Origin of the sequence: Enterobacter cloacae complex sp. EB5, from assembly GCF_031432835.1 — a bacterium.
GTDB classification, from domain to species: domain Bacteria; phylum Pseudomonadota; class Gammaproteobacteria; order Enterobacterales; family Enterobacteriaceae; genus Enterobacter; species Enterobacter hormaechei_C.
This window is the reverse complement of sequence record NZ_CP133860.1, coordinates 3995697-4013236: the sequence shown is the minus strand read 5'-3', so window position 1 is coordinate 4013236 and position 17540 is coordinate 3995697. Positions and strand designations below refer to the sequence as shown.

The 17540-nt window shown below is 52.9% G+C and carries 19 protein-coding genes and 1 pseudogene; all 20 read right to left on the bottom strand.

The features are described from left to right. Window position 1: 1 nt before the first annotated feature. On the bottom strand, window positions 2-1294 hold the full coding sequence (locus RHN82_RS19330) for a hypothetical protein (protein WP_047051608.1): 1293 nt from the start codon (window positions 1292-1294) through the stop codon (window positions 2-4). A gap of 58 nt (window positions 1295-1352) precedes the next feature. Then, window positions 1353-1586, bottom strand: coding sequence for a hypothetical protein (locus tag RHN82_RS19325; protein ID WP_017382566.1), 234 nt, complete (start codon window positions 1584-1586; stop codon window positions 1353-1355). A 107-nt stretch (window positions 1587-1693) separates the two neighbouring features. Beyond that, window positions 1694-2365, bottom strand: coding sequence for a hypothetical protein (locus RHN82_RS19320; RefSeq protein ID WP_006809145.1), 672 nt, complete (start codon window positions 2363-2365; stop codon window positions 1694-1696). Further along, window positions 2366-2680 (bottom strand): hypothetical protein, encoded by a 315-nt coding sequence (locus RHN82_RS19315; RefSeq protein ID WP_017382568.1) that lies wholly within the window; start codon window positions 2678-2680, stop codon window positions 2366-2368. It lies immediately after the preceding gene. Window positions 2681-2723: 43 nt separating this feature from the next. Then, window positions 2724-6572: a DUF1983 domain-containing protein gene (locus RHN82_RS19310; protein ID WP_047051609.1), complete on the bottom strand. Its 3849-nt coding sequence runs from the start codon at window positions 6570-6572 to the stop codon at window positions 2724-2726. A 52-nt stretch (window positions 6573-6624) separates the two neighbouring features. Then, window positions 6625-7212, bottom strand: coding sequence for a tail assembly protein (locus RHN82_RS19305; RefSeq protein ID WP_032648711.1), 588 nt, complete (start codon window positions 7210-7212; stop codon window positions 6625-6627). Next, on the bottom strand, window positions 7212-7922 hold the full coding sequence (locus RHN82_RS19300) for a C40 family peptidase (protein WP_022648880.1): 711 nt from the start codon (window positions 7920-7922) through the stop codon (window positions 7212-7214). The genes RHN82_RS19305 and RHN82_RS19300 overlap by 1 nt, the downstream gene beginning before the upstream one ends. A gap of 2 nt (window positions 7923-7924) precedes the next feature. Beyond that, complete coding sequence (locus RHN82_RS19295; protein ID WP_022648881.1) at window positions 7925-8683, bottom strand: phage minor tail protein L; 759 nt, start codon at window positions 8681-8683, stop codon at window positions 7925-7927. Beyond that, complete coding sequence (locus RHN82_RS19290) at window positions 8680-9018, bottom strand: phage tail protein (RefSeq protein WP_022648882.1); 339 nt, start codon at window positions 9016-9018, stop codon at window positions 8680-8682. The genes RHN82_RS19295 and RHN82_RS19290 overlap by 4 nt, the downstream gene beginning before the upstream one ends. Before the next feature lie 2 nt (window positions 9019-9020). Then, window positions 9021-12323 carry a phage tail tape measure protein gene (locus RHN82_RS19285; RefSeq protein WP_047051637.1) on the bottom strand — a complete coding sequence of 1101 codons (3303 nt, stop codon included), beginning with the start codon at window positions 12321-12323 and terminating at the stop codon, window positions 9021-9023. Between the two features lie 57 nt (window positions 12324-12380). Beyond that, window positions 12381-12722: a hypothetical protein gene (locus tag RHN82_RS19280; protein WP_032668789.1), complete on the bottom strand. Its 342-nt coding sequence runs from the start codon at window positions 12720-12722 to the stop codon at window positions 12381-12383. 55 nt (window positions 12723-12777) lie between these two features. Then, a complete protein-coding gene (locus tag RHN82_RS19275) occupies window positions 12778-13056 on the bottom strand; it encodes a DUF4035 domain-containing protein (protein WP_032619858.1) in 279 nt (92 codons plus the stop codon). A gap of 8 nt (window positions 13057-13064) precedes the next feature. Beyond that, on the bottom strand, window positions 13065-13448 hold the full coding sequence (locus tag RHN82_RS19270) for a phage tail assembly chaperone (protein ID WP_001549114.1): 384 nt from the start codon (window positions 13446-13448) through the stop codon (window positions 13065-13067). Between the two features lie 32 nt (window positions 13449-13480). Beyond that, window positions 13481-13900, bottom strand: a pseudogene (locus tag RHN82_RS19265) (phage tail tube protein); the annotation flags it as partial. Between the two features lie 59 nt (window positions 13901-13959). Further along, a complete protein-coding gene (locus tag RHN82_RS19260; protein ID WP_063922089.1) occupies window positions 13960-14307 on the bottom strand; it encodes a DUF3168 domain-containing protein in 348 nt (115 codons plus the stop codon). Continuing rightward, window positions 14304-14753 carry an HK97-gp10 family putative phage morphogenesis protein gene (locus RHN82_RS19255; protein WP_022648887.1) on the bottom strand — a complete coding sequence of 150 codons (450 nt, stop codon included), beginning with the start codon at window positions 14751-14753 and terminating at the stop codon, window positions 14304-14306. Before RHN82_RS19255 ends, RHN82_RS19260 begins: the two co-directional genes overlap by 4 nt. Beyond that, window positions 14750-15088: a phage head closure protein gene (locus tag RHN82_RS19250; protein ID WP_047051610.1), complete on the bottom strand. Its 339-nt coding sequence runs from the start codon at window positions 15086-15088 to the stop codon at window positions 14750-14752. The genes RHN82_RS19255 and RHN82_RS19250 overlap by 4 nt, the downstream gene beginning before the upstream one ends. Before the next feature lie 8 nt (window positions 15089-15096). Beyond that, window positions 15097-15423, bottom strand: coding sequence for a head-tail connector protein (locus tag RHN82_RS19245; RefSeq protein ID WP_022650848.1), 327 nt, complete (start codon window positions 15421-15423; stop codon window positions 15097-15099). A 43-nt stretch (window positions 15424-15466) separates the two neighbouring features. Further along, entirely contained in the window at window positions 15467-16678 is a 1212-nt protein-coding gene (locus RHN82_RS19240) for a phage major capsid protein (protein WP_023296252.1), read from the bottom strand. A 9-nt stretch (window positions 16679-16687) separates the two neighbouring features. Then, on the bottom strand, window positions 16688-17536 hold the full coding sequence (locus RHN82_RS19235) for a head maturation protease, ClpP-related (protein WP_032619863.1): 849 nt from the start codon (window positions 17534-17536) through the stop codon (window positions 16688-16690). Window positions 17537-17540 lie beyond the last annotated feature (4 nt).

Sequence of the window (17540 nt, the reverse complement as noted above, 5' to 3'; positions counted from 1 at the left end):
TTTATTCACCCGCATCAGCAGTCATGGCCAGCTCTGCTGCTCTGATTTTTTGGTTGTATAAAGAATCGGCTGGCATTTCGACACGTACCGACACAAACTGGTCACGGGGAATGTCGACAGGATCACCGTCACCCACGCCTTCCAGTTCGTTTCTGGCGAATGCAGGCGCATCAGGGTGAGTACGGTGATAGGTTTTCACCAGTACCGAACCAACGGCGTTAACCTCATAATCCAGCCAGATAAGCGGTTGCTTGTTGCGATCGGTAGGGATGTCAAAACCTCCATCGATGCCGCCCCATGCTGCGTCTGAGTTCAGCCCCTGACACCCTTCCACCAGATATTGGCCTGTGGCCAGACGGGTTACAGTGCAGCCCTCAGATTCATCGTTAGTCTGGTATGTTCCATCTGAAAATACTTTGATCACCGGCGATGCAGCCTTGAGCGTTCCGTCGCTGGCGCGAATTGTATTGTATTCGCTATAAAGCTTAACCCAACCCCTCCAGCCATTTGCATCCTTCACGTTGAATGCAAGGGTAGTGTTATCAGCCTGTAGAGCTTGCATTGCGGAGGTGGCATATCTGCACATGACGAGAACAGGCGCGTACGGGTTAAAGAAATTAACTCCTGTAGCGCCACCGCCAGCATAAATGCCACCTTTTTCAATAGTCTTAAAATCAGTAGTCAGGGGCAACCAATCCGCGCCTATCCCAAACTGTCCTACAGTTAGCACACCATCAGCTGGGTAAGTCTCGTTGGACCGCGCATTAAGTATGGCTGATGTTCCCAAACCGAGGTTTGTGCGAGCGTCAGCGGCATTCGTTGCCCCGGTCCCGCCCTGCCCAATGCTGAGAGCTGTTTTCAGCCCAGAAAGGCTGGTAATGTCGCTGTTAGCCCCTTTCTTCGCCAGAGATTTTTGACCCGGCACGGTAACGACAGTGCCGTTGATAGTGATGGTGACATCAGATGTCCCGTTCATTACATCAGCGAACCCGCTCATGTAGCGCTGGTACATCGTGAAGGTTTCAGCAATATCCTGCGCCAGACCATCCACGCTCAGACTGTCACTCAGAAGAATGGCAAATCGGGTTCCGGCGGGAACTGCTGGGTTAGCCGCTGGCGTTACGGTGAGACTTGTTGCGCTGCCGATGGTGGTAATCTGAAATACCTGCACAGGGCTGGTCATTGCAATAACGGTACAGCCGTTACGAATAAGAGAACCAGCAGCAGTGAAGTTTGTGCCGGTGCCGGTTGCGGTGTTTCCGTTAATGGCGATAGTGCCGGTGTTATAAAGCATATTTTCTCCAGGCAATAAAAAACCCCGCCGGAGCGGGGTTTGTTCAAAATTGAATGGGTTAGTGGCAGGTGGTGCTGGTGAACGTGTTGGCGCTCACCCATGACCAGTTAAAGGGATAACCGGCGCGGTACTGCGTCTGATTGTTTTGCTTGCGGACTCCGTAGATCTGGACGCTGCTTTCCTGTCCGCCGACCAGGGCTGTTCCGGTGCATACGGGTTGCTGCTTCTCAATAACGCCAGCGCAACCGGAGAGCAATACCGCTACCGCCAGGCAAAGAATCATATTTTTCATAGTGGTTATATCCCAGGGCATTCATGAAACTACACAATAACAATATGAATCAACGGGATATAATTGATTTGGTAGATCAATTATTCGAAATTGATCGTTCAAAACGATCAATCATAGTTGGCGCAGTTAATGGCCATAATCACGTTCCTCAGATTCGAATACGCAACGTTCTGAAGGTTGCCGCCGGGGGTTGTCTGCGGCCTGGCGAATATCCGCGTATTGCTTCCCTCAAGCTTTGCCATGCTCTTGTATATGGCCGAGTAGGGTTGCGGCTGACCGCCGGCGGATACAACCCCGGTAATTAGCCCCAGCATGGCAGGCATACAGGCCCACTTCCCCGCCAGAGTTGTATTGATGTTGTATCCTGAGCTGGCATCCACCCCGGCGGTACCGAGGGTGACAACATCGCTCAGCGTGCGCGTTTCGTTTGTTAAAATCAGCGTCCCTGAAGCATCCCACACGGCCAGCCCGTAGTCTGGCTTTGTCTGCGGGAAAATAGAGAAAAAATAAACGTACGCTGTGCCGGTTGCATTCGGTCTGAGAAAATCAATCGTGATGGTGTTACCGCTTATCGTCTGGGTGATTTCGACCTCAACCGTACAATGAACGAACGCGACAACAGGCTGACCTGCGGGGAATGTGTGCGTCACTTTGGTATTAAACCCCGATGTTCCCTGAAGTGCCGCTGTCTTTCGCGCCTGTAGAGCGATTGGCGAGCTGTTAGCGGTCACCCATACTTCCCCGCTCGTGGTCGTCAGTAAAACGCCATACTCCGCCATTTATGCCCTCTCGATCTGGAAAATGAGATAAGCCGCCGCCGCAGGCTCAGTACCTGCTGAGTAGTCGGTATCACCTGCTGCTGACACTGTTGCTGTTCCCCCCGAAATGGTGATCTTCCTCCGACTCGTACCAAACTGATCGCCGTTCATGCTCTGAAAATAGGTCAGCCTGCAACCCGGTGGAAGCGCTACGGTGTAAGAGCCTGTTTTCTGGTTCTGGGCCAGCTGGAGATAGCCACAAACGCTGACAGGCTTAACGCCATAGTTGTTTACCTTGCCTGAGGCGTCCCATGTCTGAACTCCATATTCCGCCATCCAGTCCTCCTGAAAAAAAAGAGGCTCCGTAAGAGGCCTCCCGTTACCATGTTCCCGTGATTCTCCCGATCTGAACCCTCAACACATTGTTGGCATCCTTGACACTGATCGTTTGATTAGTCTGCTTCATCGCCCCTTCCCCAGCGGTTGAACCGTAGTTCTCAAGCGTGCCCGTTCTGAAGTTTATGGACAGCCCAGCCTGGTTCTGAACGTAATTAACCGAGCTGATTGTTTCAGCCAGTTTCGCTCGGGTGATAGTGGCATCACCTATTACCGTATCCCTGATAATTACCTGCCCGTTCTGGATAACGAACGGTAAGGTCACCGTGGCTCCGGCCTGGTGAGTGACGGCGAAGCGGTCAGCCAGGAAGATGACCTGCGACTGCATGCCGGACGGCGTATTCTCTACACCGATCCCCATCCCTGCCGCATAATACTGGCCATTGCTGGATAACCCGACCTTGATGCTGTACATCGCCTTCAGGTCGCCATTGACGTTCGCAATGGCCTGCGCGTTGGTGGTGATCGCTGAGGTATGTCCGTTGATGGTCGCCGTGATGCCGTTTATCTGCGTGGCGGTGGCCTGCTGGTAATCGGAGAAGGTCTGGTTCAGGCTGTTGATGGATGCCTTGTTGCCGTTCACGTCAGTCTGCAAACTCAGCAGCGAACGCGCCGTTGCCTCCCTGTCGCTTGCCATGACGTTATCAAGACGATCGATGCTGGCCTTGCTGTCACCGTACTGCGCGCTGAGTCTCACCCGCTGATCAACCTGCGCCAGCGTACTCGTTATTAGCGCGATAGCGTTATTCTGGATGCCGCCGCTGGCAGTATCGGTTCTTGCTCCCAGTTCCTCCAGACGGGATGCCATTGATGAAGTCGTGTCGGTGACAACCTGTCGCAACGTGGTGATATCAGCAGTATTTTGCGAGCTGGCTTGCTCGGCCGCATCTGCCTTACCTGATGCAGCGTCAGCTTTACTCGAAGCCGAATCAGCTTTATCAGAAATGACCTGAGTACTCGCAGTGAGCTGGTCAACAGCAGTAGCCCTTGCCTGAGCTTCATCTGACAGAGCCTGCCTTACCTCGGTAACTCCTGCCTCGTTCTGCGCAGTTTTTGCCTCAAGACGGGTAACATCCGTTACGCGCGCCTCCGTTTCAGTAGCGATCACCTCCCGGAGCTGTTCGAATGTCGCAGAGTTAGCGCCCTGTTGGGCTGTCTGGCGCACGATAACATCGGCAATAGCCAGCGCGTTGCCGATGATTGCTTCTGCTGTCTGCTTATTCGAACCTACGGCGGCAGCCAGCCCATCGGCGTTCTCCTTAATTGCATCAGAAAGCTCGGCCAGTTTCTCGTTACTGTCTACAGCACTTTCAATCAGATCCTTAAATACCTCGGAATCTTTAATCTCCTCCAGGATCGCATCGGTGATATCGGATACATCAATGCTGGCCTGCCCGCGCACAAAGTCTGTATACCCTGATTCGTTTCCGCTTCGATCTACGAGCTGCGCCCGGTACCAGAAAGTCTGCCCTGCCTTAAGGCCCATCTGCTGATACTTGCGCTGCGGATAGGGTACGTCTGCCAGCAGCATCGCATCGTCTTCCGTCCCGGTCAGGCTGTACTGAATTTCCGTCTTCAGCGTGTCGTCGGTGTTCGCCGGGAATCCCCAGCTAAGCTCGATACCGAAAACCACATTATCAGAAGCGATGAAGCCGACCGGTTTCGGCGGATTGCCCACTTTACCCGTAAGATTTACTTCTGATGATGTCACCCATACTGATGAAACGTCGCTGGCGTTCACCGCCCTGACACGGACCAGATAGCGACCCGAGTAGATACCCTGCACTTCAAAGCCGAGAGAAGACGTTCGGGGCACACTAATCCAGTTGCCGCTGTCACGCCGCCATTCCGCCTCGTACGCAACTGCACCCTGAACAGAATCCCAGGCAACGCGCATAGTGGTAATCGCAATGTTCTGGTTAACCGTAGAGTAACTGTCTACGACAATATTTCCTGGGGGAGCCTGAACCCCCGGTGGAATGACACTGACTGGCCGCTCGTCCAGTCTTGCGCCGGTATCAACAGCGGAATAGATATCAGGGTTGTAAGTCGTCCCGGTGACCTCGAAAGTGCCGTCGTTGTTGTCCCGCGTTCCCGTAACACGGAAAAGCGCTATAAACAGATCGTCAGAGTCCACACCCCAGTTACATTCAGCCTCCGGCGTTTCGCTGTAGGGTGTGGTGACAGTGACTGTGTTTCCGTTAACGGCCTGGACGGTTCTGGCCTGAGCTGTGCCTGATGGAAGATTCAAAAACAGCCGGTTCCCGGCCTTCACATCAGCGGCGCGATCGAGGGTTATGTTGCGGCCGTTAACCCCACTCACCCTGCCGCCGATAGTTCTTCCGGCCAGCTCGTTAGCAGCCACGCCGATCACCTCCCCGACAGGTGGAACGTCCATGCCCGTGCTGAAGGTCACCACCTCGCCGATACCGTTAGTGAGCAGCGCCCAGCGCCCCCGCCGGTTTGCCTCTGACTGCCTGGTGCAGCCGATCGCAGTCATTTCGAGCTGACGATAATCGAAGCGCATGGCCAGATCGTTATCGTAAACAGGCTCAGGCGTGTCTTTATAGTGGTTGGCAGGGTCTGACCAGTTCACCAGCGCGGCAGTGTTTCGGGTGGTTTCACTCGGATCCGCAAAGGTAAATTTTCCTTCAACAACGCTGGCGTGGTTATAGATGTGCCACACATCCCGTGGCATATCAGCCAGGACATACATCTTATTGTCGCCCCAGTACGTCATGCCGCGAAATATACCCGCCAGATCACGAAGTACAGTCCAGGCGTCATTACGGTCCTGGATATAAACGTTGCAACGAAAACGAGGCTCCGTCCCACTTCCGCCCTTGCCATCTGGTACCAGTTGATCGCAATACTGGGCGATGCGATAAAGCTCCCATTTGTCTATCTGAGTCGCATCAATTCTTTGACCCAGCCCGAAGCGCTCGTTCAGAATGATGTCGTAATAAATCCAGGCAGGATTATCCGTCCATGCCCATTTAAATACGCCCTCCCATGTACCAGAATAAGTGCGGGTTTCGGGATCATAAGTATCAGGTACACGGATGATTCGCCCTTTCGGATTACACACAACCTGAGGAATGCCATTAGGGAACTGCGTTGCGTCAAACTCTACATACAGCAGCGCTGTGTTAACGTAGCGAAGTTTGGCGTCAATAATTTCAGTAACGGCCACAACGCGCATGGTGTCGACGATATTCACGCTCGTGGAATCCGGCGTGATTCTGCGAACCCGCAACTGCCATCCAGTCGAGGCTTTCGGAAGATTGACGCGGTGACTGCGCTCATAAAGCGACGTGGTTTTGTCATCAACAGCACCGTTAACCACCGTTTCATACGGCCCGCCATCGACCGACAGATCGATAGCATACTCTACGCGGGTGCCGACTTTATCGCCGTTGTTTTTCTGGAGTAAAAGAGTTGGCCATCCCAGGCGAATTCGCAGCGCAGAGAGCTGCGTGTTGGATACCGCGCGCACGTACGGCACAGCCTGTTTCAGCTCGTATGAAACCTGAAGTTCGTTTTCAATGCCGGGGAAGCCCTGAATGTAGTCCTGGTCCTGAGTACCGGAACGGAACTCATATTTCACATTATTGAAGTTATAACTTCCGTCGGCGTTCTGAAGAGGCGTGTAGGAAGATGAGTCACCAAGAAAAATGTTTTTACCATCAAGCCCGCCAGCGAACTCACCCTCTCCAAGCGCAATCAGCACCTTTGCCCTTGCAATGGACTGAATGCTGTCCGGTGCTTCAATGGGTGTTCGGGTCTGATTGCTGCCACCTTTACCGCGGCCTTTGATGATTGTCGTCGTCATATCGCGTCCATAAAAAAGCCACCGTCAGGTGGCTTGCAGTACGTGGTTTGGTTTATTGCTGATCTTCTGCATAAACCCCGGCGGATATAATGGCGCCGCCAATTTCCCGTTGCCCATAAAGCAGGGGAACGGGATTGCCAGATGCTGTCGTGTTAACGGGACCACCAAACGCATAGGAGGGTTTGTTATCAGGTTCCTGACGCATTCGCAGACCTGAAACCTGAGGAGAGAGCATCTGCACTACACCACCAACGGCCATAGAACCAGCTGCGGCATATAGTGCCATTTGTGTGCTTGCTGCCCATCCTATTGGGTTCCACCAGGTAAAGGCCGCAATTGCGGCGGCAGTAACAATTTGAAAGAGCCCCGCCCTTTTACTACCGCGTATGACAGGGATAATACGGAGCTCATCACCAGGCCCAAGAAGATCAAACTCTTCCTTGCCTATGTTTATTTGGTTTCGGAAGATGACAAAGTCCAGCCCTTTCGCTCTGGTCTCTCGCAGGTAGGCATCAAATCCGTCAATGGTGTTAGAAAGTGCCCTGAACACTTCGCTGGCCGACGTTAGTGCGCGGCGATGTGTCCTGCCAAATCGCTGAGCCATTGAGCCGCTGAGTTTGATAACGGTTTTTCTTTCCATTACATCAAATCCTTATAACGCAGAATTTTGATGGTACGGTCACGGTAATAGCCACCGTAGGGAATACGCTGGCTTAGCTGGCCATACATGTGATGCAGTAGCATGTTGCCATCAAGCAAAATCCCGGCATGGTTCGGGACGGTGGACTGAACCTGCATGATAACCATGTCACCTGGCTGAGCGGGACCGTCGTACTCACGAAAACCGCATTCCTGCCAGTTGTCCATATAGAGGTTTTCACCCTGCTCCCACCAGTGGCGATCTACGCTGTAGTTGGGCAGTTCAATGCCGTGTTCGATGCGGAAATAGTCCATGATGAGAGACCAGCAGTCTGCATATCCGAGAACAAACTGGCGCCCTGTGAGGGGTCGGTCTCCGCGAGGCATGACGGTGCGAATGTCGCCCTCCGGCCACGATGCAATAATCCACGGCAGTTCCGTGGCATCACACATCAGCATGTCGAGCTCGCTCGGTTGGGTTGTTGCCCCGTCGCCGGGGTGACTGTGGACGATCGCCACCACAGTTCCCTGCTCTTCGGCGGCCGCATAATCCTCATGATTGAGTTCAAATTGCTCAGTCGGCGACTCAGCATTATTTTTGCAGGGGATGTATTTCTCCACCCGCCCCTTCTGAATAACCACGCCACAGCACTCCTCGGGGAAGGATGCGGCGGCATGCGCCAGAATGGCGCTAACTGTTTTGTCGCGCATGATTATCCTCTCAGAAGTGAAGCCCCGGGGAACCCGCCATAATCCAGCTGCTCATTCTCTCCGAAACGAGGTTTGCAGCCCGTTGACAGCAGTCCGGAGCAAACATCCTGTGAAGGATCATCCACCCGGTTGCCGTCTTTATCGAACCAGCCGTTTTGCCCGGCGTAGGTGCAGCCATTCCCGGTTTTGTACCAGCCCCGCATGCACCACGTGCACATTGGCTGAATTTGCCGGGTCGGAATGAGTTGCCCGCGCAGATCGGCTGGACTGGAAAGCTCAAACTCTACGGTTTCATCGTCTGATCCTGATTTACGGTCGATGTAATAAACCTGTTTGCGCTCCTCGTTGGGATTCGCAGTCGGGTTCCCGTCAGGAAAATTTCTTACGTCCAGATAGTGGGCGAAGGTGTCATGGATGATCACCTTTGCTTTAGCCATCCCCTGAAATCTTCGGCACAGCGCGCCAATCGTGCCGCTGATGTTTGCAACGGTGAGAGACGGCCGTGAACTCTGGCCGTCACTGCTGACAGATATGCCGGTCAGTTCATACGGCCACGCGCCATACTCCTGCCCCTGCCACCACACCGACTTCGGCTCAAGTTTTGACTCGTCGCCGCCTGCGGCGATGATTTCCGCCTCGGTATGGGGGATTGTCTCGTTGTGAAAGCGAAGAATACCCGCACCGAACGCTGAGCCGTCCACCTCGATCAGGCGGACGCGCTTACCCGGTTCCAGTTTCTGGACATCAGATGAAATACTCATGGATGGTATGCCTGTATGAATGTGCTGCTGAGGGTGTATTTTTTGTTGCCGTGGGTAGATATCTGGAAGGATTCCGCGCGCCATAAACCTGAAGGCTCAAGCGGCGGCTTCCAGATAAATGACTTCCACCCTGTATGTCTGTTCAGAAAGTTTTTAATGGCCTGAATGTAAGCCTCGTCGCCGGTAAAGCTCACGCTCCACTGAGGTGTTACCGGGTTGATGCCGTCCCCGGCCACCTGTGTATAGCCATCGCCAAACTGCGCCTTTCGGGTACGAAAACTTGTATCAACCTGAGAGGCAACCTTTGGGCACCAGCTGAAGGTTTCGACTGCCATGGTTAAACTCCCTTGATTAATCGCCACAGAGGCGAGCCCGGCATGCTGGCCTGTTCGTTAATGACACCAGTGATGGCATCCTTAAGCTGCCTGCCTGCTGCTCCGGCAGTACCCTGACTGGACGCCTGTGGAGAACCGCCCTGAATATTGATATCGCCGAAGTTAACTGAAGGCACGCCGCCAGAGACCTGCGGCATCCCTACTGCGCGAACAGCAAGATCACCATTAGGTGCCCGCGTAAGCGGCATAATGGCTTCCGGACCAGCCTCGGCAAAAACCCCTGCGCCTTTGGCAAAAGCAAACAGCTGAGGCGTCTGAAAAACGCCATTGCTGTAAGCGCTCAGGGACGGAGAGTCGTAAACATTACCCTTCGCATTAAATGTGAAGTTCGCGCCAGCATTCTGAATAGCGGTACCGCTGCTGGCGGTTGCGGCTGACGAGGCACCAAAACTGAACAGTGATCCAATTGAGCTGACACCATTAGCAACAGCCATGTTCACCAGAACGTTCTGGATAATCTTCAGTACGCTCACGCCCCAGTCCTTCCAGCTGTCAACGTTGCCATTAAGCATGTCGGTGATCGTGGTGACCGCCCCCCCCATGGCCTGCTTCATGCCGTCAGCGGCCATGGAAGAATAGTCAGTAGCTTCGTCCACCCAGTTCGCATAACCCTCAGACAGTCCCGTCATCCAGTCGTCACGCTGCGCATCAGAAGCAGTGTAATATCCCTCCTGGTCGCGCAGGCGCTCTTCTAGGTAGCGCTTATTAAGTGCCAGCCCCTGCTGATAGAACGTCTCGTCGATTTCACCAGCCTGACGCTGGCGGAGAAGATCGGTATTCTTCTGCTCAAACTCCTTACGCAGATTGAACTGCTCCTGAAGTCTTTCACGGAACCTGGTTCCCTGCCCGTAGCCCAGCAGTTGCGCTTCATTGGCTGCGCGGGCGCTGGCGTTACTGTCAGCAAGGTTGGCTTCGTAATTTCGCAGTTGCTCACGCAATTTAACCTGGTCAATCAGCGCAGCATTCTGCAATACCGTCTTTTTCTGGGCTTCTGTCAGAGAAGCAAGTTCGCCCTGGCTGACCTGGTATTTAACCTTCGCCAGTTCAGTATTCTGGCCTTGCAGGGCAATCTGCTCTTTTTGCTGCTTGATAAGGCGCTTATACACATCCTCGGTTTTCTCGCCTTCGGTTTTACCGCCCTTCGCCTTAGGTTTGTTGGCCTCATTATTCCGCCATTCAGCAAGACCGTTATTAATAAACTCCTGACGGCCTGTCTGGAATTGCGGATCACTGGTTAACCCCAGGTCATCGGCTGCATAACTCAGTCGCAGGCGCTCTTTTGCTTCACCCTTCCGGCGTGACAACTCCAGATCCCGGCGGCTCTTTTCGAGGGCATCGGTTTGCTTTTTGTCGAGGTCGGCCTGAGGAAGTCTGAGCGGGACGTTAGCCAGCCCTTGCCGGGCCATTAATAGCTGATTTCCCAGACCCAGCAGACGGTTAAATTCAGTATGCTGACCATTCATCATGATCATCGATTGATATACCGCATTCTGTCGCCAGGCTTGTTCGCGTATTAAATCATTACGACGCCGCTCAATTTCTTCGAGAGCCTGCTGAATGCCGCGAGATTTATCTCGCATGTCATTCAATTTTCCCTCTTCAACAGCGAGTTGATCCGTAACAATAGCTATTGCTTTAAGGATATTTGCATCGTTCTCGCTGGTAATGCCCGGTTTTCCACGCGATGCATTCAAATCGTCGATCTGGTTCTTCAGCTCACCAACCTTTTTGGCTTGCTCATCAACCAAACGATTTTGTTCAACGAGAGCCTCAACGGTTTGCCCACGATTTTCATCCGTCTCGGTCAGAGACATTTGTGAGGTTTTTTGCCTAATTTCATCAATCTGACCAGCATACTCCTGGGCGGAACGACGTGCCTGCTCCTGATTCTGATACATCGTGTACCAGGCACCGGCCCCCAGCATCAACAGCCCAGGCAACCCGCCGACAAGACCCAGCAGGCCTGTAGCGCCTGTTTTTACAAGCCCCAGCACTGATGTTGCAGAGTTTAGTGCCTGCTGAGAGGCTGCAACGGCTCTGTTTGACTGTACCAGTGCCGCATTTGCTGTAATCATTGCCCGGCGCTTGGATATGGCATTTTGAGTGGCAGTAGCCTCAGCATTAGTATTCTTTGCCAGCACAAGTTCTGACTGGGCAAGCTGGTAAGCCCGCTCAGCAGCAATAGCATCGGCAGCGGCCTTGCGCTGTGATTGTGTGGCTGTACTTGCCCTTGCGGCGGCGAGCGCTATTTCATTTTTCCTCGCTTCAACCAACTGCGCCGTCTGGCTTCCAAGATCGCCAATCATGCCGCCAATAAATCTTGAACCTCCGATGGCCGCCAGCACGCCAGCAGCAGAGGCAACGGTATTGATATTATCTGAAATCGCATTCAATGCCCCGGTTAGCGCGCTTGTCGCCCCAGTGGCTTCATTTGCACCACCTACCCACGCCAGAAATGCGTTTTCAATTTTGGTCGTTGCTGATGCAACGGTCTGTGGCATCGCGCTATATTCATCCTGTAACGCCCCAAGCTGGCTGATTAAAGCCGGAACAACTTTATCGGCGGTAAGTTGTCCCTGATCGGCCATAGCCTTTAAGTCTTTCCTGGCGACACCCATGCCGGATGCCAGTGCACGAATAACGCGATCACCGTTTTCATTGACGGAGTTAAATTCCTCGCCTCGAAGAACACCCTGTGCTAACGCCTGACTAAACTGTGTGATTACTGAGCTGGCTTCAGACGTGCTTGCGCCTGACAGCTTAAGTCCTGTCGATATAGCTTCGGTTACTTTCAGAACCTCTTCTGAACTGTAGCCATACTCACGCATGGAGGCGGCTGAACGGGCAAACAGGCTGGCGTTATCTGAAAATGCGGTTCCGGTTCGCTGGCTAATATCCATCAGTGCACGCTGTGACTCTTTGAAGTCATCGGAGGATTTTGATGCCTGCTTTAACCGGGCGTTAACTGAACTCCACTCATCAGCCAAAGAAATAAGGTGCCCGGTGGCATATGCTCCTGCAAATGCCCCAGCAAGACCAACAGCAGACGCCTTTGCAGAATTAAGCTGCCCCGTTAAATCAGCTAAAGCCCTCTGAGTTTCTCTTGACGCTGCCGCTGCCTGGCGGCCACCATTTTGCATGGTTCGGTAATAATCCTGCCCCATGCGTGAGGCGCGGGAAATTTCCGACTGGAACGATTGGGAGTTAGCAGAGATTTTGATTATCAGTTCGCGAAGAGTTGCCATGCTTTCACCAAATAAAAAAGCTCGCACACAGCGAGCTTCGTATTGAATAAAATTGCCCTACCTGCAAAGCGTCTTATAGACCTCAAGAAATGCCTTGTCGTCCTCTTTAATCACCACTGCTGAACCATTACTTGTTAATTTCCCATCGATAATCTCGACATAGACGTAAAATTTATTACGATAACTTGTGCCATCATTATTTTTTTTGTAAGTCACATCACCACAAACGTATGCTGCATTATCACCATACTTAAAATATTCAGCGTTAAACTTAGCATCATCTGGGTTATTTAATTTCTCTCTGACGATGTTTTCGCCATTTTTAATAAAATCATTTTTCTCAGGCTTACACGCGCTGATAAAAAACAAACACATGACGGCTATAATTAACTTTTTCATTTTTGCACCTTGATTGCATTATTCATGCTAATGCTAAACCCAGGTACTAGATTTGTCACTGAGTTGCAGCTGTAAGTGCCGCCTCAAGCCCTGCAAACGGGTCCTTCGGTTCTGATTGCTCATCGCCACCCCATCGCAGGATCGCATCGTCCAGCGGTACTTTTGCCCCCTGCGAACCGTAGATGGCAGAGACGAGCTGGGCTGCCTGAATGTCGCCACGGATATCGCCAACCGGACTTTGCCTGTCGAACTCAATCCACATCAGAAGCTCGCTTGCAGTCATGCTCTGCCGTAGTTCTGAAAGCGTGCGCCCCATCCGGAGCGCAAGCGACATCAGAAACTTTACGCCGGGGGTTGAGACTTTTCCCGCGCTTCGTCCGCGTTGTTGATCAGGTCAAGCGCCTGCTTGAGCAGGCGTGAATGGACGGGGCCGTAGATTTCACGCACCTGCTCTTCTTCGTCTACGCTGAATACCGGTTGCTTATCGGTGTCGCACAGGACGTCAATGAAGAGCACCACGTCAGCGCAAAGATTACGGTGTGCCTTTTCCGATACCGACACATTTTCATCATCAGCACCCGCTTTCACCACCTCCTGCCAGCGCAGCCAGGCTTCTCCAGACGGCTCACGGAGAACCACTTTGACGCCTTCCCACTCAGGAACGGCGACCGTCTTATGACGAAATCCCGACATCTTAGCCAGGGCGAGATTTTTAATATTCTTCATGCGACCTCTCAGGAGCCAGACTCGATGTTTTCAGGCTTACCTTTCAGGCGCAGGGAGAACGTTGCCGCCACTACGCCGTTGGTACCTGAAGACCAGGTGTGCTGGCGGATTTCAGCCAGGAACTTAAAGCCCTTGCCGGACGGGAAGATAACCTGGAAAGCGTAGGTCGTATCGTTGTCATAGGCCTCACGCAAGGCGTCCTGCGCCGGATTCTTGTAGAAGTTGCCGGACAGAGAGATTTCTGACGGAGAAGGCAGGCCGTTGATGTTCTCCTGCTCGGTAGAGCAAAGTGTTGTTACGTCGATATCCTGCTTCTGACCACCGGTGAACTGAATTTCTTTGATGGTGCAACTCAGATCGAGGAAGGTTGCGGAATCCATCGTTTCTTTGGTGGCTGGCAGGGAGGAAATAAGGATCTTCGTCAGCTGCGATTTTTCATAAAGTGCAGACATAGCTGTCTCCTGGAAAAAGAAAACCCGCCATCAGGCGGGTTCGTTGGGTGAATTAATTGTCAGGGGGTAACTTTAAAATCCAGGGTGACACGGTAGAGCCGATAATCTGGCTCGTACCCGGGGATTTTTACCACCTCTGTAGGGGTTAACGGCTCAAGCGAAGCGAGCACCAAATCTCTCAGGGATCGTGATTCAGCGATCGAAGTGGAATACACATCGACCTGAACGGAAACCCTGCTCTCTGCCTGGCCACACAGTACGTCAGCGGAAACATCATCGACGATGGAAAAGATAATCCAGGGTGGAGAGACAGACGGTTTCCCGTCACTACCTAATGGCGCAACATAGGGGTATACCCGTCCTTCTGCCAGGGAAGAAAGCAAGGCGTAGATATTATCTTCATTCACTTGCTCAATACCTCATCAATAGCCTGATTCATCCTGGCAATGGCGACGCTGGCGGCCTCTTCCTCGCGAGTATCGTAAGCGGGTCGCACAAACGGATGTGCAGGCATGTTCGCGGTGCCCAGCTCAACGAATCGCCAGTAAAAGGCGTTTCTCGGGTTATTCGCCTTCATCGTGTTATCGCTGTTTCCGGTGCGCAGGTTAACGCCACGAATATGGACGCCGGAAGAAATCTCCCCGCGGCGGCGGCTTTTTTGGGTAACAACCACCACGTTTTTTTTCAGTTTTCCGGTGCGTACCGGTGCACGTGCGATCACTTCGTCCTTAAGCACCTCCGCACCGGCGCGCGTGGCATCACGAAGAACCTTATTGTTTTCAGCGCGGCTAAGCGCCTCCAGATCCTTTGCGATGTCATTCAGGCCGGAAAAATCGAGGCTCGTCTCAATCATTTTTCGATCCCCTGCTTACAAAGAATTTCGAGCTGAATGCCGCGAGAATCAGGTATCGGCGGACCAATGATATTTAAAATGACACCCTTGAACGGGCCAGTCACAACCCTGAGTCTTGACGCAGCAGTTATATCGTTACGAAATCGAGTCCATACCCTGATAGTGGCTACAGCCGTTTCTGCACCTGCCGCTACAAGCTCACGCCCGCTGATACCTTTAACTTCTGCCCATGTAGTCGCGCCGTCATACCATGTTTCAACAGGCTGACCAGAAGGGTCTCTGGATGTTGTGATGTTCTGAATTACCACCCTGTCTCTCAGTCTTCCGGCCTGCATACCCCCTCCTACAGTCCATAAATACGGTATGGCTGCAATAGCGCTTCCACAGCAAAAGGTACGGCTGAAGTTATGTTCCCGATGTTTACCGCTTCCCTGTTTGCATACCAGTGACCGATAAGCAGTAGCATGGCTGCCTTCACATCATCATTGAGCAGTATCGGGTCCGGGTCGTCAGCGTAGCCAGGGCTGCTTTCCTTTTCATAGAGCGTTCGGCGTGTCCATGTCTGGACGTACCGGGCCGCTGCACCTGTGTAAATCTCCAGCAGAGCATCATCACCCGTAAAGTCGGTATCAATGCGGCAATGCTGTTTCACCACATTCTGATCAAGCATTTGTTTGCCCCGAAAAAAAGCGGCCCGAAGGCCGCAATAGTTATCAGCTACCCGCGCCGGTGCTGAATGAACCGTAAACGAACGCCTCAGGGCGTTTCACAGCCAGCGCCAGACGTTCTTCGCAGCGAATGGAGATCATGTTTTTCTCGAAGTCGTCGGCGTTTTCGGTGGAGATAACCACGTTGGCATCTTCACGATCGAACAGTTGAGCTGCGGCATTGAATGCGCCTGTCAGGAATTTGCCCTGGAAAGCTGCTGCCTCAGTTGCTACCACCGGAAGCCCCCAAAGCGTAGGGCCAGTCAGAGATGCCGGGTTAGCCAGGATATAGCGGCCCAGACTGTCTTTCGTGAGCTCAATTTTCGCCCAGTCGATGAAGTGCAGAACGTGGCCAGATGCAGGGAAACGAGCCAGTTGAGCCTGAAGCATTGCCAGGCGCAGATCATCAATCCCGTTCTGGCTCTCAACAGAAAATGCCGGGTCGAATGCTGAGGCCTGAGGAACGATGCCGTGCAGGTGCACACCAGTTCCGTCGCCGAACAAGATTTCCTGTTCCTCAACATATTTCAGGCCGTAACGCATCTCAGCGTCAACCGTAGACTGGAGTTGAGCGAAATCGTCAAGGATCTGCTTGGATGCCTTAAACATGTGCGCGATGGTTGTCACCGGCGTGATTTTAGTTGCGAATTCAATATCGCTGTAAGGTTTGGCAGTCCCCTCTGCAACGACTTTCGCTGCATTGGTAAAGCCCGTTTGCTGCACCCAGAAAATAGCCGGTGAAGATGTGCGGCCAGGCGCAATCAGATCACGAATGAAGAGACGCTGTTTTGGTGCAGTGTCGATGCCAGGCAGTCGCTGTGGTTCAACCACGCCATCTGCAACATCTGTAGAAAGCAAGGCCGCGTGAACTGGGACGCTTACGCGCTTATTGCCTTCAACGCTCGCGGCAAAGGCCTTCAGCGCCTCGCTATTAATCACCACCTGTCCAACAGTTTCGGTAACTTTAGCAGCGTTGTTCAATGGCATTTGGGCAACATGCTGTTCCAGCTCACCAAGGCTGGCCTTAAGGGTTTTTTCAGCTTCCTTAAGAGCGTTGAGCTCTGTCGCCATTTTATCTACAACATCTTTGGTCTGAGCTGAGAGCTGACCATTCTTTTTCGCTTCGGTCAGTGCCTCTTCTGCTTTCGCGTTGAATTTGCTGGTTGCATCTTCAATGCTGGCAGTGACTTTTTTCAGAATTTCGTTTACTTCAGACATAAATGGTCCTTATTTGACTAACGCCGCAAGAGCGTTTTCAAGTGAATTGAGGGTTTCAGGTTTGATATCTTCGGCAGCGCCCGGCGTACCGTCGTTGGTGGTGACAGCGCCAGGCATGCCACCGGATAAGGCTTTAATGAGTTTTCTGCGCTCAGAGCGCGGGGTGTTGGTTTTAGCCAGCAGCGCATCAAGTTTGCGAAGCGCGGCCGCAGGTGATTCATCGCCATCACTGACCGCATCAGCAGAAAGCAGGCTGTCTGCCAGTCCCTTCGCCACAGCGTCACTGCCACCGATATAACTCTCGGCGTCCATCAGTTTCTGAACAGCTGCCATATCAAGGCCGGAACGCGCCGCGTAGATGTCTGCCATAGCGTTATCGAAGGGCTCCAGAGACTGTGACAGTTCCGCAAAGTCATGGCGGTTACCCATCGCGTAGACCCAGCAGTTGTGGATCATCAGGAAGGCACCACGACCGATCTGAATATCATCCCCGGCCATCGCAATGACTGAGGCGGCGCTGGCGGCAATACCGAGCACCTTCACCGTCACACGGCCTTCGTATTCTCGCAAAAGGTTGTAGATTGCCAGGCCTTCGAACATGTCACCGCCAGGGGAGTTGATATTGACCGTGACGTCGGCGCCATTCATCGCCCGTAGTGCACCGGCGATACGTTTGGCTGTTACGCCTTCACCCCAGTAGTCCTGCCCGATCACATCAAAAACAGAAATACTGTTGTCGTCGGTGGCCGCAGCTTTGATCCCGCCGTCCCAGCGGTCCAGTGCGGACGGTAATGTTTCACAGGTAACGCGCGCGCAGGGGCGACCCGCCGGTGCTACCGGAAGTTGTTTTTTGCTCATCAGG

What these genes read in the sequence shown, in the direction of transcription:
- RHN82_RS19245 (WP_022650848.1), bottom strand. Translation starts at nt 15,423, where the DNA reads ATGCTTGATCAGAATGTGGTGAAACAGCATTGCCGCATTGATACCGAC.
- RHN82_RS19280 (WP_032668789.1), bottom strand. Translation starts at nt 12,722, where the DNA reads ATGAAAAAGTTAATTATAGCCGTCATGTGTTTGTTTTTTATCAGCGCG.
- RHN82_RS19270 (WP_001549114.1), bottom strand. Translation starts at nt 13,448, where the DNA reads ATGAAGAATATTAAAAATCTCGCCCTGGCTAAGATGTCGGGATTTCGT.
- RHN82_RS19275 (WP_032619858.1), bottom strand. Translation starts at nt 13,056, where the DNA reads ATGTCGCTTGCGCTCCGGATGGGGCGCACGCTTTCAGAACTACGGCAG.
- RHN82_RS19250 (WP_047051610.1), bottom strand. Translation starts at nt 15,088, where the DNA reads ATGCAGGCCGGAAGACTGAGAGACAGGGTGGTAATTCAGAACATCACA.
- RHN82_RS19315 (WP_017382568.1), bottom strand. Translation starts at nt 2,680, where the DNA reads ATGGCGGAATATGGAGTTCAGACATGGGACGCCTCAGGCAAGGTAAAC.
- RHN82_RS19240 (WP_023296252.1), bottom strand. Translation starts at nt 16,678, where the DNA reads ATGTCTGAAGTAAACGAAATTCTGAAAAAAGTCACTGCCAGCATTGAA.
- RHN82_RS19325 (WP_017382566.1), bottom strand. Translation starts at nt 1,586, where the DNA reads ATGAAAAATATGATTCTTTGCCTGGCGGTAGCGGTATTGCTCTCCGGT.
- RHN82_RS19235 (WP_032619863.1), bottom strand. Translation starts at nt 17,536, where the DNA reads ATGAGCAAAAAACAACTTCCGGTAGCACCGGCGGGTCGCCCCTGCGCG.
- RHN82_RS19285 (WP_047051637.1), bottom strand. Translation starts at nt 12,323, where the DNA reads ATGGCAACTCTTCGCGAACTGATAATCAAAATCTCTGCTAACTCCCAA.
- RHN82_RS19310 (WP_047051609.1), bottom strand. Translation starts at nt 6,572, where the DNA reads ATGACGACGACAATCATCAAAGGCCGCGGTAAAGGTGGCAGCAATCAG.
- RHN82_RS19300 (WP_022648880.1), bottom strand. Translation starts at nt 7,922, where the DNA reads ATGCGCGACAAAACAGTTAGCGCCATTCTGGCGCATGCCGCCGCATCC.
- RHN82_RS19305 (WP_032648711.1), bottom strand. Translation starts at nt 7,212, where the DNA reads ATGGAAAGAAAAACCGTTATCAAACTCAGCGGCTCAATGGCTCAGCGA.
- RHN82_RS19320 (WP_006809145.1), bottom strand. Translation starts at nt 2,365, where the DNA reads ATGGCGGAGTATGGCGTTTTACTGACGACCACGAGCGGGGAAGTATGG.
- RHN82_RS19290 (WP_022648882.1), bottom strand. Translation starts at nt 9,018, where the DNA reads ATGGCAGTCGAAACCTTCAGCTGGTGCCCAAAGGTTGCCTCTCAGGTT.
- RHN82_RS19295 (WP_022648881.1), bottom strand. Translation starts at nt 8,683, where the DNA reads ATGAGTATTTCATCTGATGTCCAGAAACTGGAACCGGGTAAGCGCGTC.
- RHN82_RS19255 (WP_022648887.1), bottom strand. Translation starts at nt 14,753, where the DNA reads ATGATTGAGACGAGCCTCGATTTTTCCGGCCTGAATGACATCGCAAAG.
- RHN82_RS19330 (WP_047051608.1), bottom strand. Translation starts at nt 1,294, where the DNA reads ATGCTTTATAACACCGGCACTATCGCCATTAACGGAAACACCGCAACC.